Raw genomic sequence first — 21,418 nt, 5'->3', positions numbered from 1 at the left:
TCGGATCTGTAATTTTTCGCAGCGCGGCGCCGCGGCCTTCCGGAGTGCGGCTTTTGCGTCGCGCCCGATCGGCCGGCGCCCACTGGACAGGCGTGCGGTGTGGTTCGCACAATGGGCGCGCACGCTCGCGCGCCGGACTCGCGAATGCTCAGTGAACGGAAGTTGAGACGCTTGCTCGCCGCCCCTCCCCCGCCGCCGCCCGCAACCGCCCAGGCGCTGGATCAGGCGCGCGCCTTGGGTCGCGCCGGCCGGGCGCCCGAAGCCGAACGGCTGTATCGCGCCGTGCTCGCGGGCGACCCCGCTTGCGCCCAGGCCGCCGTCGCCCTCGCCCGCCTGCTGACCGGGCTTGGGCGCGCGACCGAGGCCGAGGCCTTGGCTCGTCCCTTCGCCCAGGGCGAGCCCCCGTGGCATGAGGCGCTCTCGGCGCGGGCCGCGGCGCTGAAGGCGCTCGACCGCAAGCCGGAGTCGCTGGCCGACTATCAGCGCGCCGCAGAACTGCACCCAGGCAGCGGCGTCGCCGCCCACAACGTCGCCTCCGGCCTCGGCGACGCGGGCCGCGACCGCGAGGCCGTCGCCGAGGCCGAACGGGCGTTTTCGCTCGGGCTCGACGCGCCTGAGACCTGGCTCGTCTATGGCCGGGCGTTGCAAGGGCTGCGGCGGTTCGAGGAGGCCGAAGCCGCGTTTCGCAACGCCGTCGCCCGACGCCCGTCCTATGCCGACGCCCTGCGCGATCTTGGCCAGCTGATCTGGATGCGCTCAGGCGACGCAGCCCTGGCCCTTGCCCCCATCGACGCCGCCCTGGCCGCCGCCGGCGCCGCACTGGCGCCGCTGCTGGCGGGCGTGAAGATCCGGCTGCTGAACCACGTCGCCGGAGAGGCTCAGGCCCTGGACTTCGCTCAGACCGCTCTGGCGGCCGCGCCCAGGGACCCGCGACTGGCGCTGGAGACCGCGGCGCTGTCGCTGCGCGTGGCGCCGGAACGCAGCCGCGAGCTCTGCGCCGCGGTGCTGGCCCGCAACCCCCGCGATCCGACCGCGCGCAGGGCCATGGCCCACGCCTGCCTGGCAGTGGGCGACGCCGCCGAGGCCGCGCGTATCGCCGAGCGACTGCTGATTGAGAACCCCGTCGACCAGGAGGCCGCCGCCGCCCTCGCCACGGCCTGGCGGGCGGCGGGCGACGAACGCTATCGCGGCCTCTGGGACTACGGCGCGCTGGTGCGCGCCCAGACCATCGACACGCCCGAAGGTTGGAGCAGCCTGGAGGCTTATCTCGCCGACCTGCGCGTCGCACTCGCCGAACTTCACGCCCTGCAGGCCCATCCGGTCGAACAGTCGGTCCGCGGCGGCACCCAGACCTCGCAGAACCTGCTCGCCTCCGAGCATTCGGTCATCCGCGCCTTCTTCCAGGCGGTGGAAGGCCCGATCGCCGCGTATCGCGCCGCGATCGGCGGAGGCGACGACATGTTCCGCAGCCGCAACGGCGGCGGTCACCGGGTGCTGGGCGCCTGGTCGGTGCGGCTGCGGCCAGGAGGCTTCCACGTCGACCACATTCATCCGCAGGGCTGGATCTCCTCGGCCTGCTACATCGACGTGCCGCAGGCGCTGGGCGACGAAGCCGACCGCGCCGGCTGGCTGCGCTTCGGGGCGCCGCCGATCCCGACGCAGCCGACGCTGGAGGCCGAACACTTCGTGCGCCCGCAGCCCGGACTGCTGGCGCTGTTTCCCTCGTACATGTGGCACGGCACCGTGCCGTTCGGCGGCGACCAGGTGCGCACGACCATCGCCTTCGACATCGCCCCGACCGAGGCCTAGCCCACGGAAAGGTTATGGCCGGCCGACGATTTGGCATGAGGCGCCGAGCCTTGCGTGCGTCTTGATGGAAAGTCGGAGTTCGCGGACCGCCCGCGCCGACCGCTTTCCACGAGCCGTGAGCCGCCTATGAACCGCCGTTTCGCCCTGCTGATCGTCCTTTCCATGGTGCTCGGCATAGGCGTCGGATGGGCCTGCAACCAGTTCCTCAGCGCCGATCAAGCCAAGCAGGCCGCGGACAATCTGTCGCTGATCACCGACGTGTTCCTGCGGCTGATCAAGATGATCATCGCCCCGCTCGTGTTCACCACCCTGGTGGCCGGCATCGCCCACATGGAGAACGCCGCAGCCATCGGCCGGATCGGCGCCAAGACCATGGGCTGGTTCATCGGCGCGTCGGTGGTCTCGCTGCTGGTCGGCCTCATGATGGTCCACTTGCTGCAGCCGGGCGCCGGCCTGCACCTGGAGACCGCGGCCGCCGCCGCGCCGACCGCCGCCAACACTGACGCCTTCACGCTCAAGGGCTTCATCACCCACCTGGTGCCGACCTCGATCGTCGACGCCATGGCCAAGAACGAGATCCTGCAGATCGTCGTCTTCTCGCTGTTCGTCGGCACCGCGGTCGCCGCGGTCGACGACCGCGCCCCGGCCGTCTCAATCCTGGTCGAACAGGGCGCCCAGATCATGCTGAAGGTCACCGAGTTCGTGATGAAGCTGGCCCCGCTGGCGATCTTTGCGGCTCTGGCCTCGACCATCGCGACGCAGGGCCTGGCGATGCTGGCGGTCTACGGCAAGTTCGTCGTCGGCTTCTATGCGACCATGGGCGTGCTGTGGGGGCTGCTGTTCATCGCCGGCTTCTTCGTCATCGGAAAGCGCGTAATCCCGCTGTTCGGCGTGATCCGCACCCCGGCCCTGCTGGCCTTCTCGACCGCCAGCTCGGAAGCCGCCTATCCGCGCATCCTCGACGCCCTGCCGAAGGTCGGCGTGCGTCGCCGCATCGTCTCGTTCGTGTTGCCTCTGGGCTACTCGTTCAACCTCGACGGTTCGATGCTCTACTGCACCTTCGCGACCATCTTCATCACCCAGGCGCACGGCGTGCACCTGACGGTCCAGCAGCAGATCTTCATGCTGTTGCTGCTGATGGTGACCTCGAAGGGCATCGCCGGCGTGCCGCGCGCCTCGCTGGTGGTGATCATGGCCACCCTCACCTATTTCGGCCTGCCGGAAGCCTGGATCGCCATCGTGCTCGGCGTCGACCACCTGCTCGACATGGGCCGCTCGGCGACCAACGTGGTCGGCAACTCGGTCGCCGCCGCGGTGGTGGCCAAGTGGGAAGGCGAACTGGAGGACATCGAGGACCAGGATCCCGACGCCCCCGGCGAGCCCGCCAAGGCAAGCGCCTAGCCGGCCGGCGGCTTCGCCCAGGCGCAGACGCCCAGCGTGGCGCCGGCCTTGAGCATCTGATCGGCCTGCGCCTTGGGAACCGCCCGCGAGCGGCCCGAGGCGCAGATCGCGGTGAGCTGGGAATGCCCCGCCACGTCCAGCAGCAGCTGGTCCCAGTGCCGGTACTGCACATCGTGCCCTTCGCCCGGGTAGAGGCGCATCTCCACCACGTTCGACAACTGCGCCTGCCACCGCTCGGCGGTGTCTGCAGTCACCAGCTTGTCCGCCGCGCCCTGGTAGATGAACGCCGGCGCCTTCACCGCCGAGAGGTCCGGCGACGCCCCGCAATAGCGCATGATCTCCGCCACCTCCGGCGCCGGGTCGCCCATTTGGCCGCGGATGTAGAAGGCCCGCGCGCCCTCGTCATAGGCGCGGTCGGCGAAGCCCGGGATCTGGTGCGTCGGACTGTCCTTCGGGAAGCCCCACCAGGTCTTCGGGTTCTGCACCTGGGACTTCATCACGCCGGTCAGCTGCTCGGCGGTCAGCTTGCAGATCGGATCGCCGTCCGGCCGCTGGGTTGCGGCGGCCAGCAGGTGCAGCGAGATGAAGCGTTCGGGCATGGCCGCGGCGACCTGCGCCATGTACGGCCCGCCGCCGGAGATCGCGACGCCGGCCATCCGCTGGACGCCCAGATGGTCGAGCACCGCCCGCACCTCGCCGACATAGTCGCCATAACCCCAACCGGCGGCGATCGGACTGTCGCCGAAGCCGTTCCGCTCGACGGTGATGAACCGCAGCTTCAACTGCTTGCGCATCGACTTGAGGAACTCGGTCATCTCGAACGCCCGGGCGCTCGTTCCCGTGCCGCCGATGAACAGAACCGGCCTGAACCCGGCCTCGCCAGTGTCCGTGAAGTGGACGGTGCGGCCCTCCGCGGTCTGCAGGGTTTGAACCGCCGCGCCGAGATCGTCGAACGCGACGGGCAGGTCTCCGACCTTGGCCACGGTCGGCGCTTCGGCATGCGCTGCTGAGGCCAGCAGGCAGGCGGCAAGGGTCAGGCTCAGCAGTTTCACGGCGTTCTCCCCGATCTTTGGCGACCACTGAAACCAGTTCGCCGCGCCGTGCCAGGGGCGCCGTGGCGTCAGGACATGATGCGCATTCGCCGCAGCAACCAGTACGCCCCCGCCACCACCGCCAGACAGAGCGCGCAGGCCACCGCGAACCCGGCATGGGACGCTGCGAACGGCATGCCTTCGAGGTTCATGCCGAACGCGCCGACGATGACGGTCGGCGGGATCAGCAGGCTCGACATGACCGTCAGCGCCTTCATGCTGCGGTTGGTGGCGCTGGTGATCTGGGTGTCGATCTCCTCGTGGATCAGCCGCGCCCGCTCCTGCAGGCTGGCGGCCTCGCGGTCGAGGTCTTCAGCTTCCTGCGCCAGACGCGGCAGTTGCGAGGACAACGCCTCGACGCCATGGGCGGCGCGGGGCGCGCAGGCGCGGTGCAAGGCGCTACGGAGACCGAGATACTCGCGGTGGTCGCGCGACAGACCGCGACGGGTCGGCCCCAGCTTCAGCCCCTCGATCTCGCCATGACCGCTCAGCATGCGGTCTTCGACACGGTCCAGCGCCTCGGCGGCGGCGTGCAGGCGCATCTCCGAGACGTCGACATAGCGTTCGATCAGGCGGATCGCCGCCTCCGCCGGCGACGCCAGCAGGTCGCCTCGCTCGGCCTCCCGCCGCACCTCGTCGACGACGCGCAACGCCTGGCGGCGGGCGGTGATGAGCCGATGGCTGCTGAGGGCGAACATCAGCCGGCCCGCGCCGTTCGCCCGGCCGTCCAGGTCACGCTCGAAGTCGGGGAGGACGCCGTAGGCCCAGGCGCCGCTGAACTGGATCTGCACGCGCTGTTCGGTGCGCAGGATCATCTCCCGCGCCGCGCCCGGCATCTCGCTGAAGTCCTGCAGATAAAGTCGCGCCCGCTGGTCGCTCAGCGGGAAATGGGTCCATACCCAGGCGTCGTGGGGTTGCGAGTTCAGGGTGGCGTCGGTCAGCGGCCGCGCCCGGCCGCTCTCGAACACATACGCCCAGAGAAAGGCGCTGGCCTGCACCATGGATCGACGACCTCCCGAGCCCTGCTCGAAGCGGTCATGCGACGCAGACGTGACAGGCCGATGACGGCCCTAGCCGACCATGCCGCGCAGGAAGACCACCGTCTCGACGGCGGCGTAGAGAACAGCGCCGATGACCACGAAATCAAAGGCGCGACGCGCCAAGGTCAGCATCGGGTTGCGCCGCACGACCGGCGCCTCTTCGGCGAAAGTGAACCGCATAGTGTCCTCCGTTGGGACGTCTTGCCCTGTCGGAGAACGGTGACCGCAAACTGCGGGCCAAGGTCGCTACTTGGCCAGCATCGCCCAGCTCCAGAGGCCGAGAGAGGCAAACAGCAGGGTCCACATGAAGACACGCAGAATGACCCAGCCGCTGGGCGGCGGCTTGCGCGGCGTCGGCTCCTCGTACTGGATCGAAAAACGGGTCATGCGCGGATGAATAACAATGTTCCGTCAAGTTCCCGTAAACGGTTTTGGTTAGTTTCTGCGCCCTTAACCCTAATGCTCGCGTCAAGGTTTCAAGGAGTTGACCAATGCACGCCGGATCCTGCCTCTGCCGCGCCGTTCGCTACGAGGTGGAGGGCGACCTGCCGCCCATTCAGCTCTGCCACTGCAGCGACTGCCGCAAAGCCCAGGGCGGTCCGTTCGGGGCCAACATCCCGCTTGAGACTGTCAATTTCCGCCTGCTCAGCGGCGAGGAACAGCTGACCGCCTACGAGTCTTCGCCTGGTAAGGAACGGGTGTTCTGCCGCCGCTGCGGCGGTCCGCTGTTCAGCCGCCTGGCCAGCAAGCCCGGCGCGATGCGGCTGCGCGCCGGCACGCTGGACGCGCCGGCCGACGCCACGCTGGGCTTCCACTTCTACGTCGACTCCAAGGCCCCGTGGTGGCCGATCACCGACGACCTGCCGCAATACCCGGACGCTCGCCCTTAGCGGATCGGATTGGGCCGCGCGGCGCCGCCCCCAGGCAGTTCGACGCGATAGGCGCCGAAACGCACGTCCGGCGACATGTAGTCGGTCGACACGAACTGCGCGCCCGAGGCGAAGGCGGCCTCGCGGCGGGCGGTGTCGCCGCTGCGGGCTTCGACCGTATCGGCGTCGGCCCGGGTGCGCACGATGATCCCCGCCTTCACCGCCGCGGCGATCCGGACGGCCTGCTCCTGCGGCTCGTTGAGCGTGATGTAGCCGGCCGCAGGCGAGGTCTCGTCGATGTTCACGAACATCGCCCGGCCTTCGAGAGAGCGGCGTTGGCCGCGATAGACGGCGACCTGCTCCGGCGGCGCGTCGAGCGCGAACATCACCTTGCCGCGGGCCGCCTTCAGCGTCGGCCAGGCGCCCGCCGTCACCGCTTCGCGTAGGCTGGCGTGACCGTCCTGGACGCTGTCTGGCGTGATCAGGTCGCGCTCGGCGAACACTGAGCGGATCTCGGCGTCGACCGCGTCCATCGCCGCTGCGTCGAAAGGCAGCGGATCGACCGTGCCCGGGACCTTCAACCCGTCTTCCTTGAGGTTCAGCAGGATCAGGATCGGCAGATGGTCGGGGTGAGCCTTCGACCATCCGGCGATCTGTCGCAGACAGTCCATGAACCGCGGACAGCTCGAGCGATAGTCGATGTCCTGGACGTGCATGACCTTCATGCCCGGCGCGCGCAGCGGATCAAGATCGTACGGCAGATCCGGGGCCATCTTCATGGCCAGCGGCGAGGCGTAGCGCCCGCCCTGCGGATCGTTCAGCAAGTCGAGCTCCAACTGCCGGGCGCCGGCATCGAGCTGCGCAGCCAGCGGAGGATGCGCGTAGTCGAGACCGTCGGCCTGCTTGCGGTCGACCGCCCGCAACAGCGCCATCTGCTTGGGCGCGATAGCCTGCTTGTAGGAGTTGTGGGTGCCGACGGCCTGCAGATCGTTGAGCTTCAGGGCGTCGACCGCCTCACGCGTGCAGCCCGGCCCGCCGGTGGGCTTTTCGAGGTCGCAGCCTGCGTGGATGGCTGCGGCCGCAGCGATCACGGTGATGATCATTTGTTCCCCCCAAGCGCCGTCAGTCGACGCTGATGATCAGCGGTTCGTCCGGATGCTCGCCCCTCGCCGCCGCACCGATCAGCTCGCAGAACCGCTCGGGCCAGATACGGTCGCTGGTGGCGGCGATCTCGTCCAGGCTCCACCAGCGGATGTCGTCGATCAGGTCGCGTTCGTACTCCTCCCACCCATCACGGGTCGGTTCGCCGCCGCGGCATCGCGCGACGATGTAGCTTTCCTTGAACAGCACCGTCTCGCCCGTAACCAGCGCGCTGACGGACTCGCGGACCCAGATGATGGGACCAAGCTCCACGCCGTCGACGAAGCCGGTCTCTTCGGCGATTTCGCGCATCGCCGCCTCGATCAGCGTTTCGCCGGGCTCCACCCCGCCGCCCACGGTGAACCATGACGAGGTGTGTGCAGGGCGGTTCGGCAGACGCCCCTTCAGGAGCAGAATGCGGCCGCTGTCGTCGAACAACAGCACCCTGGCCGTCGGTCGTTCGCGCATTCACCCCTCCTGAATACCTGCGGCGACAAGCCCCCGCGATCCGCCGCATTTATGGCGAACCTTGGTCTCAACGTGAAATTAATCGCGTCGGTAAAGTATGCGGCGCTTCCCGCGGGATGGAGCTCACCGCTTGTCACTAGCCCCTCAGCGCCTGCTCGGCTTCGCGTTCGCGAGCGCAGACCTCCTGCTGGAGATGGCGCCGGACGGCCGTATCGCCCTGGCGATCGGGGCGAGCGAGGCTCTGTCCGGATCGGCGGAAACCGATCTCGTCGGCCGCGCCTGGCGTGACTTCATCGACCCGCGCGATCGCATGATGGTCGCGGCCCTGCTGAGCGGGCTCAAGGACGGCGGCCGCGGCGGACCGATCGTCGTCGGCCTGGCCGGTGAGAACGACGGCGAACGCGCAGCTTCGATGACCGCGTTCAAGATGCCCGGCAACGGCGGCGCGATCTCCTGCGCCCTGAGCCGCGCAGCGGCCAAGACGCGCCACGACCTGCACGACAAGTCCGGCTTCGAGGCGGCCACCGGCGCGTTGATCGAGGCTGCGCGCGCCACCGGCGAAGAGCTGGAAATGGCGTTCCTGGAGTTCGGCGGCCTAGAGACCCTGCGCGACCGGCTGGGACCGGAAGCCTTCATGGCCTTGGAACAACGCCTGATCGGCGGCCTGCGCGCGCAATCGCACGGCGGCTCGACGGCCGCCAGCCTCGGCGCAGACCGCTTCGCGCTCGTTCGCCTGAAGGGCGAAGGCGTCGACGCTCTGGTCCAGCGACTGATCGCCGGGGTGACGTCGGACTCCGCTTCTGACCTGAACGCCAACGCGCGGCTGATGAGCCTGCAATCGACCGCTTCGCCGGCCCAGCTCGCCCGCGCCATCCGCTACACCCTGGACAACTTCATTTCGGAAGGCGTCGGCGACGGTTCGTCCCTCGACCTCAACGACATGGTCGACCGTTCGATCAAGAAGACCCTGGCCGACGTCGGGGTGCTTGGCGCGGCGGTGAACGACAAGCGCTTCCGGCTCGTCTTCCAGCCGGTGGTGGACCTCAAGGCCGGCTCGGCCCTGCATCACTACGAGGTGCTCGTCCGCTTTGGCGACAGCGCCAGCCCCTATCCGATGATCCGCATGGCCGAAGAGCTCGACATGATCGAGCCGCTCGACATCGCCGTGGTCGAGGAAACCATCGCCCGCCTTACCGCCGAGCCGGACCTGAAGCTGGCCGCCAACGTCTCCGGCCGCACGATCATCAGCCCCGCCTTCATCAACGCCGTGCGGCAGATGCTGGCCAAGTCGCCGAACGTCGCCGGCCGGCTGCTGCTGGAGATCACCGAAAGCGCCGCCATCGACGACCTGGCCCTGGCCGACCGCCATCTCTCGGCGCTGCGCCAGGAGGGCTGCATGGTCTGCCTCGACGACTTCGGCGCAGGCGCCGCGTCGCTCGCCTATCTGCAGCAGTTGACCCTCGACATCGTCAAGATCGACGGCCGCTACATCCGCGAACTGCAGCACGGCGGCCGCGAAAGCACCTTCATCCGTCACCTGGTCCGCATGTGCGCCGAGCTCAAGGTCCGAACCATCGCCGAGATGGTCGAGAACGCCGCCGCCGAGGACGCCGTCCGCCGGGCCGGCGTCGACTTCGCCCAGGGCTGGCTCTACGGCGCGCCGAGCGAGATCCCGGCTCGCGGTCCTGCGCCCGTCTCCGCCGTCGCCTCGGCTCGCCGCCCTGCCGCCCGCCGCGTGGGATCGGTCGACAGTTGGGGCTGATGGTCCAACCGCGTTTTACGACCGAACGGCTGATCCTGCGCCCTCGCCAGGTCAGCGATCTCGAAGACAGTATCGCCATCAACAGCGATCCAGAGGTCATGCGCTATCTTGGCGCGGTCTGGCCGCCGGAGCGCCAGCGCGCGCACCTGTCGGCCCAGATCGAGGCCGACTTCGGCGAGGGTCTCGGATACTGGAGCCTGTTCGAGCTGGCCGCGCCAGAGCGCATGCTGGGCTGGGCTCTCCTGACGCCCCTGCCGGGCACGGACGACGTCCAGATCGGCTATCGCCTGCGCCGCGACGCCTGGGGCCGCGGCATCGCCACCGAGGCCGCAGCCCGGCTGATGGATCATGCCTTCACCACCGTCGACCTGCCGGCCCTGGCGGCGAGCGTGCACCCTGAGAACCTCGGCTCCCAACGGGTCCTGACCAAACTCGGCCTGGCCGATGCTGGAAGCTACGAGGCCGGCGGCAAGATCGAACGTCTTTACCGCCGGCTCGCTTAAGGTCAGCCGCGCGCGCCGGCCACGTACTGGTCGACCACCGCCTCGAGCACGGTCAACGGCATCGCCCCCGACAGCAGCCCGGCATCGTGGAACTTGCGAATGTCGAAGCTCGCGCCGAGCGCGGACTTCGCCTTTTCGCGAAGCCGCAGCCACTCCAGCTTTCCGACCATGTAACTGCACGCCTGCCCCGGCCAGACGACATAGCGTTCGATCTCGGTGGTCGAGGCGGTGGTCGGGGTGCCGCTGATTTCGGTCATCGTCTTGATGGCCTGCTCGCGGCTCCAGCGCTTGGCGTGCATGCCGGTGTCGACGACCAGACGCGCGGCGCGGAACAACGCCGCCTGGATGTAGCCGATCTCGCCGCGGGGATCGCCCTCGTACACCCCCATCTCACGGGCCAGTTCCTCGGCATAGAGCGCCCAGCCCTCGCCGTAGGCCGACAGGAAGGTCGCGCGGCGGATCATCGGCAGGTCGGCTTCCTGCTGCAGCGACAGCTGCAGGTGATGGCCCGGGACGCCTTCATGATAGGTGATCGTCGGCAGCGCCCACTTGGGATACTCGGCCGTGTCGCGCAGGTTCAGCCAGTAGATGCCGGGCCGCGTACCGTCGAGGCTGGGCTGGTTGTAGTAGCCGCCCGGGGCCGCCGCCTCGATCGACTTGGGCACGCGTTGGATCTTGAGCGGCGCCTTGGGCAGCGTCCCGAAGTACTCCGGCAGGCGCTTGCTGGTGGCGGCGACCAGATCCATCAGGTCGGCGATCAGCTTTTCCTTGCCGGCGTCCGTGTTCGGATAGTGGTAGCGCTTGTCCTTGTAGAGCGCCTGGATCCGCTCGCCGACCCCGCCCTTGGTCAGGCCCTGCCCTTTCAGCAGTTCGTCGGCGCGCGCCTGCAGCGCCTTGGCCTGCTCGAGGCCGATGTTGTGGACCTCGTCGGCGGTCAGCCGCGTCGTGGTCGAGCCGTGCAGCGCGTGCTCGTAGTAGGCCTGCCCGTCCGGCCGGCGCCAGACGCCGGCGTCGTGCCAGGCCTTGCCCTGGATGTCCTTGAACAGCGCAATCTGGCGCTGCAGGGCGGGCGCGACCTTATCGGCGTAGATTTTGGCCGCCTGGCCGGCGTAGTCGCCGGCGATGCCCTTCTCCCGGGCGCGGCGGGCCACCGAGGTCACCAGGCCCGAAGCCTCGGGCGCGACCAGCATGCCCTGCATCTGGGGCAAGGCGCGGGCGATGATGAAGTCCGGCGGGATCACCCCGGCCCCAATGTCCTTGCGGGCGCGCTCGACCTCGTCGTCGATCACCTTGCCGAAGTCGGCCAGACGCGAGAGGTAGGCGTCGGCGTCCTCCTTGGTCTCGATGCGATGCTGGTTGTCGAGCCAGTCCGGCGTCGACTGATAGGACCCGCTCAGCTGAGAGATCATGTAGGGCACGCCCGCGCCCAGATAGCCGTAGTCGAAGCGCTGGTTGGCCGTCTCTGCGGTCTCCAGATTGAACATCACGCTGTCGTAGTTGACGCCGGCCATGCCGCTGAGCCGGCTGCGGTCGATCGCCTTCAGTTCGGCAAGCTGGGCGCTGTTCAGCGCCTTGGCGCGCGCCTTCTCCGCCATCGAAGCGTCGTCGAGCTTGAACTTGGCCGGCGCGCGGGCGTCCTTGTCGAGGCCGAGCCCGGTGACCAGTTGCGGCGAATCGTCCAGCGCCTGCTGGAAGATTTTCTCCAGGAACGCGTTCAGTTGCGTCTGGGCGTCCGGAGCCGGCGAGGCGGGCGGCGGGGCCGCGGCGACGTCAGGCGCCGCCGCCTTGCTGGCGCAGCCGCCCAGAAACGCCAAGGCGCCGGCGGAAAGTAGAAGTTGTCGGCGACTGTGCATGTCCGCCCCCCAAGCTGTCACAACGTGACGCGACCCTAGGGGCATCCCCCTTCCCGCGACAAGACATCGGCATGGCGTGCTCGAGGATTTCGCCTTAATGCGGGCGGCCGCTTCAATGTGCTGTCGTAGAACCACCGCATTCTGACGGCAGAAAAGACACCTGCCCCGTGACGGAAACTGGACCACGTGACCGATCCCAAGCCCGCCGACTGGAGCCGCAAGCTCGCCGCCTATAAGCGCCCGCGCCTGTCGCGCAGCATTTTTGAACTCGCGCTCACGGCCTCGATCCTAGCCGGCCTGTGGGGTCTTGGCTGGGCTGCGTTCCACTTCGGCTTCTGGTGGCTGGCCCTGCTGCTCGCCGTACCGGCGGCCGTGTTCCTGGTTCGCCTGTTCATGATCCAGCACGACTGCGGCCATGGCTCGTTCTTCGAGGACAAGGCCGCCAACGACTGGGTCGGGCGCGCCATCGGCCTGCTGACTCTGACGCCCTACGACTACTGGCGGCGCACCCACGCGATGCACCACGCGACGTCCGGCAACCTCGACCGTCGCGGCCTGGGCGTGATCGAGATGCTCACCGTCGATGAGTATCTGGCCCTGTCGCCGATCCGTCGGCTCGGCTACCGGCTCTACCGCAATCCGGCGGTCATGTTCGGCCTCGGCCCGACCTTCGTCTTCTTCCTGCAACAGCGTCTGCCGGTCGGCCTGATGAAGGACGGCTGGCGGCCTTGGGCCTCGACGCTGGGCAACACCGCGATCGCCGCGGCAGGCGTCGGCGTGATGATGTGGCTGCTGGGCGTCGCGCCCGTGATCCTGGTCAACTTCACGACCATGGTGATCGCCGCCACCATCGGCGTCTGGCTGTTCTTCGTGCAGCATCAGTACGAGGGCGTGTCTTGGTCGCGGAACGGCGAGTGGAAGCGCGACGACGCCGCCCTGCACGGCAGCTCGCACTACGACCTGCCCCAGCCGCTGCGCTGGCTGACGGCCAACATCGGCATCCACCACGTGCACCACCTGTCGGCCCGCATCCCGTTCTATCGCCTGCCGCAAGTGTTGAAGGACCACCCGGAGCTGCACGACGTCAGCCGCATCGGCCTCTGGGACAGCTTCAAGAACGCGCGCCTGGCCCTGTGGGACGAGCATGCCCAGCGCCTGGTCTCGTTCCGCGATATCCGCGGCCTCGCCCGCGCGGCCTGACGCGCCTGCCCTGGGGTCAACGTTGACACCCGCACGCGGCTGACCCCCAACTTCCTCCCAAAACACAAAGACATTGGGAGGTGACGTCGTGAGCGCGTGGACATTCGCTGACGTCTGGGAGGCGATCGCCGCCAGACAGCCTGACCATCCGGCCCTGATCCAGGGCGACCGCGTCGTCACCTGGGGCCAGTTCGACGCCCGCGCCGACGCGCTGGCCGCCCACCTGGTCGCCAACGGGATCACCGCCGACGCCAAGGTCGCCGCCTACCTCTACAATGGGCCGGAATACCTCGAGACCTACTACGCCGCCTTCAAGGCCGGGGTCGCGCCGATCAACACGAACTATCGCTACGGCGGCGACGAGCTGACCTATCTGTTCGACAACGCGGACGCCCAGGCCGTGGTGTTCCACGCCGGGTTCGCCGAGACGCTGGCGCCGCTGCGCGCCAAGCTGCCGAGCGTGAAGCGTTGGATCGCGGTCGCCGAGCCCGGCCACCCCGTCCCAGACTGGGCCGACGATTACGACCAGATCGTCGCCACACCGCCGGCCCAGCGCCCGTTCAAGGCGCCCTGGGGCCGCTCGCCCGACAATCTGCTGCTGCTGTACACCGGCGGCACCACCGGCATGCCGAAGGGCGTGATGTGGCGTCAGGACGACCTGTTCAACGTCATCGGGTCCGGCGGGCACGCGCTGATGGGCCTGCCGCCGCTGGAAGCTGTCGACGATCTTGGCGCGCGGCTCGGAACCTATCCCTCGCCGACCACCCTCGTCTGCTGCCCGCTGATGCACGGCACCGGCCAGTTCTCAGCCTTCATCACGCTCAATATCGGCGGCGCGGTCGCCAGCCTGCCCTCCCGGCACTTCAACGCCATGGAGCTGTGGGACGAGGCGGTGCGGCTGAGGGCCGACAACATCGTCATCGTCGGCCTGGCCTTCTCGACGCCGATGCTGGAAGCGCTGGAGGCCAATCCCGGTCGCTGGGACCTGTCGAACGTCAAGGCGATGAGCTCGTCCGGCTCGATGTGGAGCCAGGAGAACAAGCGCGGCCTGCTCAGCCACGCGCGCAACGCCATGATCATGGACTCGTTCGGCTCCTCGGAAGCCGTCGGCCTGGGCGCCTCGGCCTCGGCGCCGGGCGCCGAAGCGGCTACGGCGGCCTTCATGCTCGGCCCCAACTGCGCAGTGTTCACAGAGGAGGGCCGCCGGGTGGAACCCGGCTCGGGCGAGCGCGGCCTGGTCGCCGTCTCCGGCTTCCTGCCGGTCGGCTACTACAAGGACGCCGAAAAGAGCGCCAAGACCTTCAAGACTATGGAGGGCCAGCGCTGGAGCGTTCCGGGCGACTGGGCCGAGGTCAATCTGGACGGCACCCTGAAGCTGCTCGGACGCGGCAGCCAGTGCATCAACACCGGGGGTGAGAAGGTCTTCCCCGAAGAGGTCGAGGAGGCGCTGAAGACCCATCCGTCGGTTCGCGACGCGGTGGTGGTCGGGGTGCCGGACCCGCGCTTCGGCGAGCGCATCTGCGCCGTGGTCGAGGCCGAACCCAGCGCCGAACCGCCCAGCCTGGAGGATATGGCCGCCCACGTCCGCTCGCGGCTGGCCGCCTACAAGGCTCCGCGCGAAATGGTGGTGGTCCCCAGCATCGGCCGGGCCCCCAACGGCAAGGTCGACTACAAGGCCAGCCGCGAACGGGCGCTGGCGGCGTTGGGCGTGGGGGCCTAGCGCCCCCGTTCAACGTCAGGCGTGCCTGGGCTCGGGCGAGACCTGGACCAGCAGCTTGCCGTCATGGTCGCCGGTAAACAGCCGGCCCAGCGCGCCGACGGCGTTCTCCAGGCCGTCGACGACGTGGACCTTCCACTTGAGCTGGCCGCCGGCCACCAGCGGCTCGAGCTCGGCCATCGCCTCGGCCGCGCGCGGCAGGTAGTCGATGACGATGAAGCCCTTGATCAGGATGCGGTGCATCAGCACCCGCCCGAAGTCGGTCGGGCCGGCGATCGCGCCTTCGCTGTTGTAGGTCGAGATCATCCCACATAGCGGCATGCGGCTGAAGTTGTTCATCTGCCCGATGACGGCGTCCATCACCTTGCCGCCGACATTCTCGAAATTGATGTCGACGCCGTTCGGGGCCAACCGCGACAAGGCATTGCTGACGTCCTCGGACTTGTAGTCGATGGCCGCGTCGAACCCGAGGTCCTGGGTCAGCCAGCGGCACTTCTCCGGCCCGCCGGCGATGCCGATCACGCGGCAGCCCTGCAGCTTGGCCAGCTGGCCGACGATCGAACCGACGGCGCCGGCGGCGGCCGAAACCACCACCGTCTCGCCCGGCTGCGGCTTGCCGATGTCATTGAGCCCGAAATAGGCGGTCAGGCCGGTCGCGCCGAGCACGCTCATATGTGCGGTCAGCGGCACGTCGGTCAGATGCGGCACCCGCCGGGCCATGCCCTCGTGCACCACGGCATAGTCCTGCCAGCCGCCCAGGCCGGCGTTGACGATCGCTCCCTCGGGCAGCGCCGCGTTGCGCGACTGCTCGACCACCCCGATCGCGCCGCCGCGCATCACCTCGCCGATCTGGACCGGCGGCAGGTACTGGTCCTGGTCGCTCATCCAGATGCGGTTCGTCGGGTCGAGAGAGAGGTAGATGTTGCGAACCAACACCTCGCCGTCGTGCAATTCGGGCGTCACCGTCTCGATCAGCTCCAGGTCGTCGGGAACGATCTCCCCGGCGGGACGGCGACGCAATATCCACTGACGGTTGGTCGGCATGAGGGGCTCCTTCCGAGAGGCTCCCCGATCATGGGCCGCGCCAGGCGGCGGAGTCGAGCGCCTACAGCGGCTGCTCGCGACGCTTCAGTCGCCCGCTGAGCAGGCTGAGCGCCCCCAGCGCCGCCAGCGGCAGCGCCACCTGCGGCCGCAGCAACAGACTGGCGTCCGGCGTCCGCCCGCCCAGGAACGCCTGGCCCAGGCCTGCGCCGAGATAACTGTAGATCAGCGAATAGGGCACCGCACCGACCGCAGTGGCGGCCGCATAGGCGCGGAACGGCGCGCGCGCACAACCGGCCGCCAGGTTCACCAGGCCGAACGGGCTGAGCGGCACCAGGCGCAGGGTGAGCAGATAGCGGAACGGGGCGCGGTCGAACCCCTCCATCAGTTTGCGGAAACGCCCGCCGGTCAGCGCGCGGCGAATGCGGTCTCCGGCGGCGAACCGCGCCGCCAGATAGGTCATGATCGCGCCGAGCGTCGATCCGACGATGGTCGCCAGCGCCCCGATCAGCGGCCCGAACAGGAAGCCGCCGGCCAGCATCAGCACCAGGCCAAGCGGCACGAACGCGCCCGTAGCGACGGCGTAGAGCGCGATGAATACCGCCAGGGCTACGATCGGCGCAGCCGCGACCTCGCCGCGCAGACGGATCTCGTTGGCCTGAACGCTGTCGAACGAGAGGGTCCCCAGGCCGCTGGCGTAGAGGGCGATCGCCGCACCGACCAGCAGCACCGCCGGAACCCACCGCGCGGCGATGCGCAGGCGGGCCAGGCGTCGGTCTTTCTCGGTCTCGGTCATCCGGCTGGCGCCTTCGTCCCTGTCGCGCGTCCCCAAGAGAACGCGCGACCTCAGCCTAGGACTGATTTTGTGACCGGACCAAGACGGCTACTTGCGCTGATCGTTGCCCTTTTTCTTCCACGGCGGCTTGCCGGCCTTGGGCCCCGGCGCGCCCGGAGGCCCCTTGAAGGCGGGCTTGCCGCCCTCACGCGGCGGGCCTTTGCCGAACGGCTTGCCTTCGCCGGGCGGCCCCTTGCGGGACGTCGGCTTGCCTTCGCCAGGGGGGCCCTTGCGGAAGGGCCGATCGCCGTTCGGCGGCCCCTTGCGATGCGGACCGCCACGCGGCGGCGAAGTCGGCCCGCCGGGCGGGCCCGAGGCTTCGATCTTGATCTCGTCGTCGACCGTCGCCTTCACGGCGGCCGCGAACTTGACTTCGGCTTCCTTGGATATCTCGAACTTCGTCTCGCGATCGAAGATGCGGATCGAGCCGATGTCCTTCTTGGTGATGTGTCCCAGGCGGCAGATCATCGGGATCAGCCACTTCGGGTCGGCGTTCTTGGCGCGGCCGACCGTGATCCTGAACCACGAGACGTCCTCCGGCGCGAGACGCGGCGGGCGGCCCATCGGACCATCGTCGCGGTCGGACGGCTCCCAGCGATCGCCGCGCTGCGGGCGTTCGCGATCACGCGCCTGGGCGTCGCGCATCCGGCTGTCGTCGTAGAGTTCTTCCGGCGCCGGCAGTCGCTGGCGGTAGAGGCGCATCAGGGCGGCGGCCACCTGCTCGGCGCTGCGGGTCTCCAGCACCAGGCGCGCAAGGGCGAGGTCTTCCTCGGCCGGGGTCTCGGTGAGGATCGGGTCCTCGAGCATCCGGGCCTGGTCCTTGGCCTTGATCTCGTCGGCGGTCGGCGGCCCCTGCCACTGGACGTCTACGCCGGCCGAGGCCAGCAGCTGCTCGGCCTTGCGGCGGCGCGTGTAGGGGACGAGCAGGACCGAGGTGCCCTTGCGGCCGGCGCGGCCGGTGCGGCCCGAGCGGTGCAGCAGGGCCGGCTTGTTGATCGGCAGGTCGGCGTGGATCACCAGGCCGAGGTCCGGCAGGTCGAGGCCGCGCGCGGCGACGTCGGTCGCCACGCAGACCCGGGCATGGCCGTCACGCAGCGCCTGCAGCGCTTCGGAGCGCTCACGCTGGCCAAGCTCGCCCGACAGGCCGACGACCTGGAAGCCGCGCTCGCGCAGGGCCGCATGCATGTGGCGCACGCCGTCGCGGGTGTTGCAGAACACCAGCGCGCCGGGAGCTTCGAAGAAGCGCAGCACGTTGACCACGGCCAGCTCGACTTCATTGGGCGCAACGCGGACGGCGCGGTACTCGATGTCGCCGTGCGGCTCGTCGCGGCGCACGGTGTCGATGCGCAGGGCGTTCTTCTGGTAGCGCTTGGCGAGGGCCGCGATGTCCTTGGCGATCGTCGCCGAGAACAGCAGCGTGCGGCGGTCGACCGGCGAGGAGTCGAGGATCTCTTCCAGGTCCTCGCGGAAGCCCATGTCGAGCATTTCGTCGGCCTCGTCGAGGACGAGCACGCGCAGCTCGCCGAGATCGAGGTTGCCGCGTTCCAGGTGGTCCTTCAGGCGCCCGGGGGTGCCGACCAGGATGTGACAGCCGGCGGCCAGGGCGCGCTGCTCGCGGCGCGGGTCCATGCCGCCCACGCAGGTCTCGACCTTCGCGCCGGCCTGGCCGTAGAGCCAGCTGAGTTCGCGGGCGACCTGCATCGCCAGTTCACGGGTGGGGGCGATGGCCAGCGCCAGCGGCGGGCCGGCCTGGCCGAACCACTGCTCCTCGCCGAGCAGCGTGGGCCCGGCCGCCAGGCCGAAGGCGACAGTCTTGCCAGACCCGGTCTGGGCCGAGACCAGCAGGTCGCGCCCCTCGGCTTCCTCGGTCAGGACCGCGGCCTGTACGGGGGTGGGTTCTTCGTATCCCTGGCTCGCGAGCGCGCGCGCCAAGGCGGGATGAATGTTGGGGAAGGCCATGGTCGTCCTTGAAGGTTCGCGCCACACACAAAAAAGAGCGCGGGCGCGCCTTAGAGGCCAAGCAGGCGTCTACGGCAAGCCTTACAACGCGGAATTCGTACCGCCGGGCGCAAGCGCCGCAGAAATAAACGTGCCAAGCTGGTGTGATCAAGGGAGATGATATGTCGAACTACGAAGCGCAGATCGCCGCCGCCCTCGCCGTCACCGACGCGTTCATGACCGCCTTCAACGCCCGCGACCTGCCGGCGTTCGAACAGACCTTCAATTTCCCCAGCGTGCGGCTGGCCTCCAACACCCTGACGATTATCGAGCCTGGCTATCACCAGCCGCAGATGTTCGAGAAGGGACCGCTGTCGGACTGGGACCACTCGGCCTGGGAGCGGCGCGAGGTGATCCATGCCGGCGCCGACAAGGTCCACATCGACACCCGCTTCACCCGCTATCGCAAGGACGGCAGCGTCATCGGCGGCTTCGACTCCATCTATGTGATCACCTGCGAAGACGGTCATTGGGGCGTCAAGGCGCGCTCCAGCTTCGCGCCCTGAGGCTGGACATTTGCGGCGGAACGGCCTCTGACCTCGCCGATGTCCAAGTCAGTGAAGACCGCCGCGGTGGTCGGCGGCGGCCCCGCGGGCCTGATCGCCGCCGAGATCCTGAGCGCCGCCGGCGTGAAGGTGACGCTCTACGACCGGATGCCGACCCTCGGCCGCAAGTTCCTGATGGCCGGCCGCGGCGGCCTCAACCTCACCCACTCGGAAGATCTGGCGACGTTTGCCGGACGCTACGGCGAGGCCGCGGACTGGCTGGCGCCGATGATCGAAGCGTTCTCCCCCAGCGACCTGCAGGCCTGGACGCACGGCCTGGGACAGGAGACCTTCGTCGGCTCCAGCGGGCGTGTGTTCCCGAAGGCGTTGAAGGCCTCTCCCCTGCTGCGGGCCTGGTTGGCGCGGCTGTCCTCGCAGGGCGTGGAAGTGCGGCTGCGGCATGAATGGCGTGGCTGGAACTCGGCCGGCGAGCTGGTCTTCGCGGCCCCCGAGGGCGCGGTCGAGACCGTTGGCCCCGACGCCACGATCCTCGCTCTGGGCGGCGCCAGCTGGCCTAATCTCGGCTCGACGGGATCGTGGACCGCGCTGCTCGCCGACAAGAGCGTCGCCCTCGCGCCGTTCCGCAGCGCCAATGCGGGTTTCAACGTCGCGTGGAGCTCGATGTTCGCCGAGCGCTTCGCCGGCGAGCCGCTGAAGAACATCGCCCTTAGCTTCGACGGCAGGTCCGTGCGCGGCGAAGCGATGATCGCCGCCTACGGAATTGAGGGCGGCGCGATCTACGCCTTGTCGGCGGAGCTGCGCGAGACGCTCGCCCGCGGCGCCGCTGCGGTCCTGGAGGTCGACCTGACCCCCGACCTCAGCCGCGCCAAGCTGACGGACCGGCTGCACCGCGCGCCGGGCGGACAGTCGACCAGCAACCTGCTGCGCAAGGCGGCGGGACTGTCGCCGATCGAGATCAACCTGCTGCGCGAGGCGCACGGCGTGGACCTGCCGCGCGAGCCCGGTGCGCTGGCGCGGGCGATCAAGGCCGCGCCGTTGCCTCTGACCGGCATGCGTCCGCTGGAACGCGCGATCTCGTCGGCAGGCGGCGTCGAGCGATCAGCGTTGGACGAGGACCTGATGCTGCGCACGATCCCCGGCGTCTATGCGGTCGGTGAAATGCTCGACTGGGAAGCCCCGACCGGCGGCTACCTGCTGCAGGCCTGCTTCGCGACCGGCGTCCACGCCGCGCGGTCGATCCTTAAGGCTTAGCGCGCAGCCGGTCGCTTAGGGTCGGACGCGGCTTCTTCTTCGGGGCCGCGGGCTTGGCGCGCGGCGCCGGCAGCGCCGGCAATTGCTCGGCGCCTTCGGCCAGCAAACGGCCGGCCAGCATCATGTCGGCCTTCACGGTCCCAAAATCGCCGGCCTCGACCCAAGCCCGGACGGTCAGCTCGACGAAGGCCTCGGACATTCCGGTCAGTTCGACCTGAGGGGCCGGGTCCTTGAGCACCAGGGGATTGGCCTCGGCGCGGGCCTTCAGCCCCTCCATCAGGGCCGGGACATCGCGCTTGAGGTCGGTCTTGATCACCGCGTCGACGCGGCGGCGGCTGTGATAGCTTGTGTTGACGATGACGTCGCCGAACACCTTGCCGTTGGGCAGCACGACCTTGAGGTTGTCAGGCGTGGTGAGTTCGGTGACGAACAGGTCGAGCGACCGCACTGTGCCGGTGCGCCCAGCCACCTCGATGACGTCGCCGACCCGGTAGGGACGAAACAGCAGCAGCATGACCCCGGCCGCGACGTTGCTCAGCGTGCCCTGCAGCGCCAGGCCGACCGCCAGCGAGGCGGCGCCCAGCACCGCCAGGATCGAGGTCGTCTGCACGCCCAGCTGCTGCAGCACGGCGATGATCCCGACAATCATCACGAGGTAGCGCGCCGCCGAGCCGGCGAAGCCCTGGAGGGTCACGTCCGGCGGCCCGCCGCCATGCACGCGGGCGATCAGCCGCCGCACCAGCCGCGCGGCCCAGCCGGCCGCCCACCACGTGACGGTCAAAATGACGACGGCGACGACGAGGTTCACGGCCAGGTCGCCGGCCGCGTCGATGAACTTGTGGAAGACGTTCTCGTCAGCCCGGACCGTCTGGTTCAGACGGGTGGTGATCTCGCGTTCAATTCCCTGCATGCCCACCGCTTAGCATCGACGCCC

General features: G+C 69.1%; 20 protein-coding genes. 9 read left to right on the top strand and 11 right to left on the bottom strand.

Annotation, left to right across the window (positions count from 1 at the left end; translation table 11 throughout):
- Window positions 1-171 precede the first annotated feature (171 nt).
- On the top strand, window positions 172-1,809 hold the full coding sequence (locus ACSQ2H_RS05755) for a putative 2OG-Fe(II) oxygenase (protein WP_436060492.1): 1,638 nt from the start codon (window positions 172-174) through the stop codon (window positions 1,807-1,809).
- A gap of 126 nt (window positions 1,810-1,935) precedes the next feature.
- Complete coding sequence (locus ACSQ2H_RS05750; RefSeq protein ID WP_436060491.1) at window positions 1,936-3,210, top strand: dicarboxylate/amino acid:cation symporter; 1,275 nt, start codon at window positions 1,936-1,938, stop codon at window positions 3,208-3,210.
- Here the strand turns inward: ACSQ2H_RS05750 and ACSQ2H_RS05745 are convergent.
- The 4 genes from ACSQ2H_RS05745 to ACSQ2H_RS05730 all read right to left on the bottom strand — a co-directional run bounded on the left by ACSQ2H_RS05745 (window position 3,207) and on the right by ACSQ2H_RS05730 (window position 5,728).
- On the bottom strand, window positions 3,207-4,262 hold the full coding sequence (locus tag ACSQ2H_RS05745; protein WP_436060490.1) for an alpha/beta fold hydrolase: 1,056 nt from the start codon (window positions 4,260-4,262) through the stop codon (window positions 3,207-3,209). The two genes, ACSQ2H_RS05750 and ACSQ2H_RS05745, sit on opposite strands and share 4 nt — an antisense overlap.
- A 68-nt stretch (window positions 4,263-4,330) precedes the next feature.
- Window positions 4,331-5,302: a CorA family divalent cation transporter gene (locus ACSQ2H_RS05740; protein WP_436060489.1), complete on the bottom strand. Its 972-nt coding sequence runs from the start codon at window positions 5,300-5,302 to the stop codon at window positions 4,331-4,333.
- 69 nt (window positions 5,303-5,371) lie between these two features.
- Window positions 5,372-5,521, bottom strand: a complete 150-nt coding sequence (locus ACSQ2H_RS05735; RefSeq protein WP_436060488.1) for a hypothetical protein — start codon at window positions 5,519-5,521, stop codon at window positions 5,372-5,374.
- 66 nt (window positions 5,522-5,587) lie between these two features.
- Window positions 5,588-5,728: a hypothetical protein gene (locus ACSQ2H_RS05730; protein ID WP_436060487.1), complete on the bottom strand. Its 141-nt coding sequence runs from the start codon at window positions 5,726-5,728 to the stop codon at window positions 5,588-5,590.
- A gap of 104 nt (window positions 5,729-5,832) precedes the next feature.
- On the opposite strand from ACSQ2H_RS05730, the gene ACSQ2H_RS05725 reads away from it, so the two are divergent.
- Complete coding sequence (locus ACSQ2H_RS05725) at window positions 5,833-6,231, top strand: GFA family protein (protein WP_436060486.1); 399 nt, start codon at window positions 5,833-5,835, stop codon at window positions 6,229-6,231.
- Here the strand turns inward: ACSQ2H_RS05725 and ACSQ2H_RS05720 are convergent.
- Entirely contained in the window at window positions 6,228-7,313 is a 1,086-nt protein-coding gene (locus ACSQ2H_RS05720; protein ID WP_436060485.1) for a phosphatidylinositol-specific phospholipase C1-like protein, read from the bottom strand. The two genes, ACSQ2H_RS05725 and ACSQ2H_RS05720, sit on opposite strands and share 4 nt — an antisense overlap.
- 19 nt (window positions 7,314-7,332) lie before the next feature.
- Window positions 7,333-7,818, bottom strand: coding sequence for an NUDIX hydrolase (locus ACSQ2H_RS05715; RefSeq protein ID WP_436060484.1), 486 nt, complete (start codon window positions 7,816-7,818; stop codon window positions 7,333-7,335).
- Between the two features lie 130 nt (window positions 7,819-7,948).
- Between ACSQ2H_RS05715 and ACSQ2H_RS05710 the strand changes: the two genes are divergently transcribed.
- A complete protein-coding gene (locus ACSQ2H_RS05710; protein WP_436060483.1) occupies window positions 7,949-9,580 on the top strand; it encodes an EAL domain-containing protein in 1,632 nt (543 codons plus the stop codon).
- Window positions 9,580-10,083, top strand: a complete 504-nt coding sequence (locus ACSQ2H_RS05705; protein ID WP_436060482.1) for a GNAT family N-acetyltransferase — start codon at window positions 9,580-9,582, stop codon at window positions 10,081-10,083. Before ACSQ2H_RS05710 ends, ACSQ2H_RS05705 begins: the two co-directional genes overlap by 1 nt.
- A gap of 2 nt (window positions 10,084-10,085) precedes the next feature.
- On the opposite strand, the gene ACSQ2H_RS05700 is transcribed toward ACSQ2H_RS05705, so the two are convergent.
- On the bottom strand, window positions 10,086-11,936 hold the full coding sequence (locus ACSQ2H_RS05700) for a DUF885 domain-containing protein (RefSeq protein WP_436060481.1): 1,851 nt from the start codon (window positions 11,934-11,936) through the stop codon (window positions 10,086-10,088).
- A gap of 186 nt (window positions 11,937-12,122) precedes the next feature.
- Here ACSQ2H_RS05700 and ACSQ2H_RS05695 point away from each other — a divergent pair, with 186 nt between their 5' ends.
- Window positions 12,123-13,136 (top strand): fatty acid desaturase, encoded by a 1,014-nt coding sequence (locus tag ACSQ2H_RS05695; RefSeq protein WP_436060480.1) that lies wholly within the window; start codon window positions 12,123-12,125, stop codon window positions 13,134-13,136.
- 88 nt (window positions 13,137-13,224) lie between these two features.
- Window positions 13,225-14,856 (top strand): acyl-CoA synthetase, encoded by a 1,632-nt coding sequence (locus tag ACSQ2H_RS05690; RefSeq protein ID WP_436060479.1) that lies wholly within the window; start codon window positions 13,225-13,227, stop codon window positions 14,854-14,856.
- Window positions 14,857-14,871: 15 nt separating this feature from the next.
- Here the strand turns inward: ACSQ2H_RS05690 and ACSQ2H_RS05685 are convergent, their stop codons facing one another.
- From ACSQ2H_RS05685 to ACSQ2H_RS05675, 3 genes are all read right to left on the bottom strand, one after another.
- The gene (locus tag ACSQ2H_RS05685) at window positions 14,872-15,897 is read right to left on the bottom strand and encodes an NADP-dependent oxidoreductase (protein WP_436060478.1); all 1,026 of its coding nucleotides are present in this window, start codon (window positions 15,895-15,897) and stop codon (window positions 14,872-14,874) included.
- 61 nt (window positions 15,898-15,958) lie between these two features.
- On the bottom strand, window positions 15,959-16,690 hold the full coding sequence (locus ACSQ2H_RS05680; protein ID WP_436060477.1) for a TVP38/TMEM64 family protein: 732 nt from the start codon (window positions 16,688-16,690) through the stop codon (window positions 15,959-15,961).
- An 87-nt stretch (window positions 16,691-16,777) separates the two neighbouring features.
- Complete coding sequence (locus ACSQ2H_RS05675; protein ID WP_436060476.1) at window positions 16,778-18,688, bottom strand: DEAD/DEAH box helicase; 1,911 nt, start codon at window positions 18,686-18,688, stop codon at window positions 16,778-16,780.
- A gap of 161 nt (window positions 18,689-18,849) precedes the next feature.
- Between ACSQ2H_RS05675 and ACSQ2H_RS05670 the strand changes: the two genes are divergently transcribed.
- Window positions 18,850-19,233, top strand: coding sequence for a hypothetical protein (locus tag ACSQ2H_RS05670; RefSeq protein ID WP_436060475.1), 384 nt, complete (start codon window positions 18,850-18,852; stop codon window positions 19,231-19,233).
- 39 nt (window positions 19,234-19,272) lie between these two features.
- Complete coding sequence (locus ACSQ2H_RS05665) at window positions 19,273-20,484, top strand: TIGR03862 family flavoprotein (RefSeq protein WP_436060474.1); 1,212 nt, start codon at window positions 19,273-19,275, stop codon at window positions 20,482-20,484.
- Here ACSQ2H_RS05665 and ACSQ2H_RS05660 read toward each other — a convergent pair.
- On the bottom strand, window positions 20,474-21,394 hold the full coding sequence (locus tag ACSQ2H_RS05660) for a mechanosensitive ion channel family protein (RefSeq protein ID WP_436060473.1): 921 nt from the start codon (window positions 21,392-21,394) through the stop codon (window positions 20,474-20,476). The genes ACSQ2H_RS05665 and ACSQ2H_RS05660 overlap by 11 nt on opposite strands.
- Window positions 21,395-21,418 lie beyond the last annotated feature (24 nt).

The organism is Phenylobacterium sp. LjRoot97 (assembly GCF_964254345.1).
In the GTDB taxonomy this organism is placed as follows: Bacteria; Pseudomonadota; Alphaproteobacteria; order Caulobacterales; family Caulobacteraceae; genus Phenylobacterium.
The sequence above is the reverse complement of the archived record's forward strand: the minus strand, read 5'-3'. Positions and strand labels throughout refer to the sequence as shown.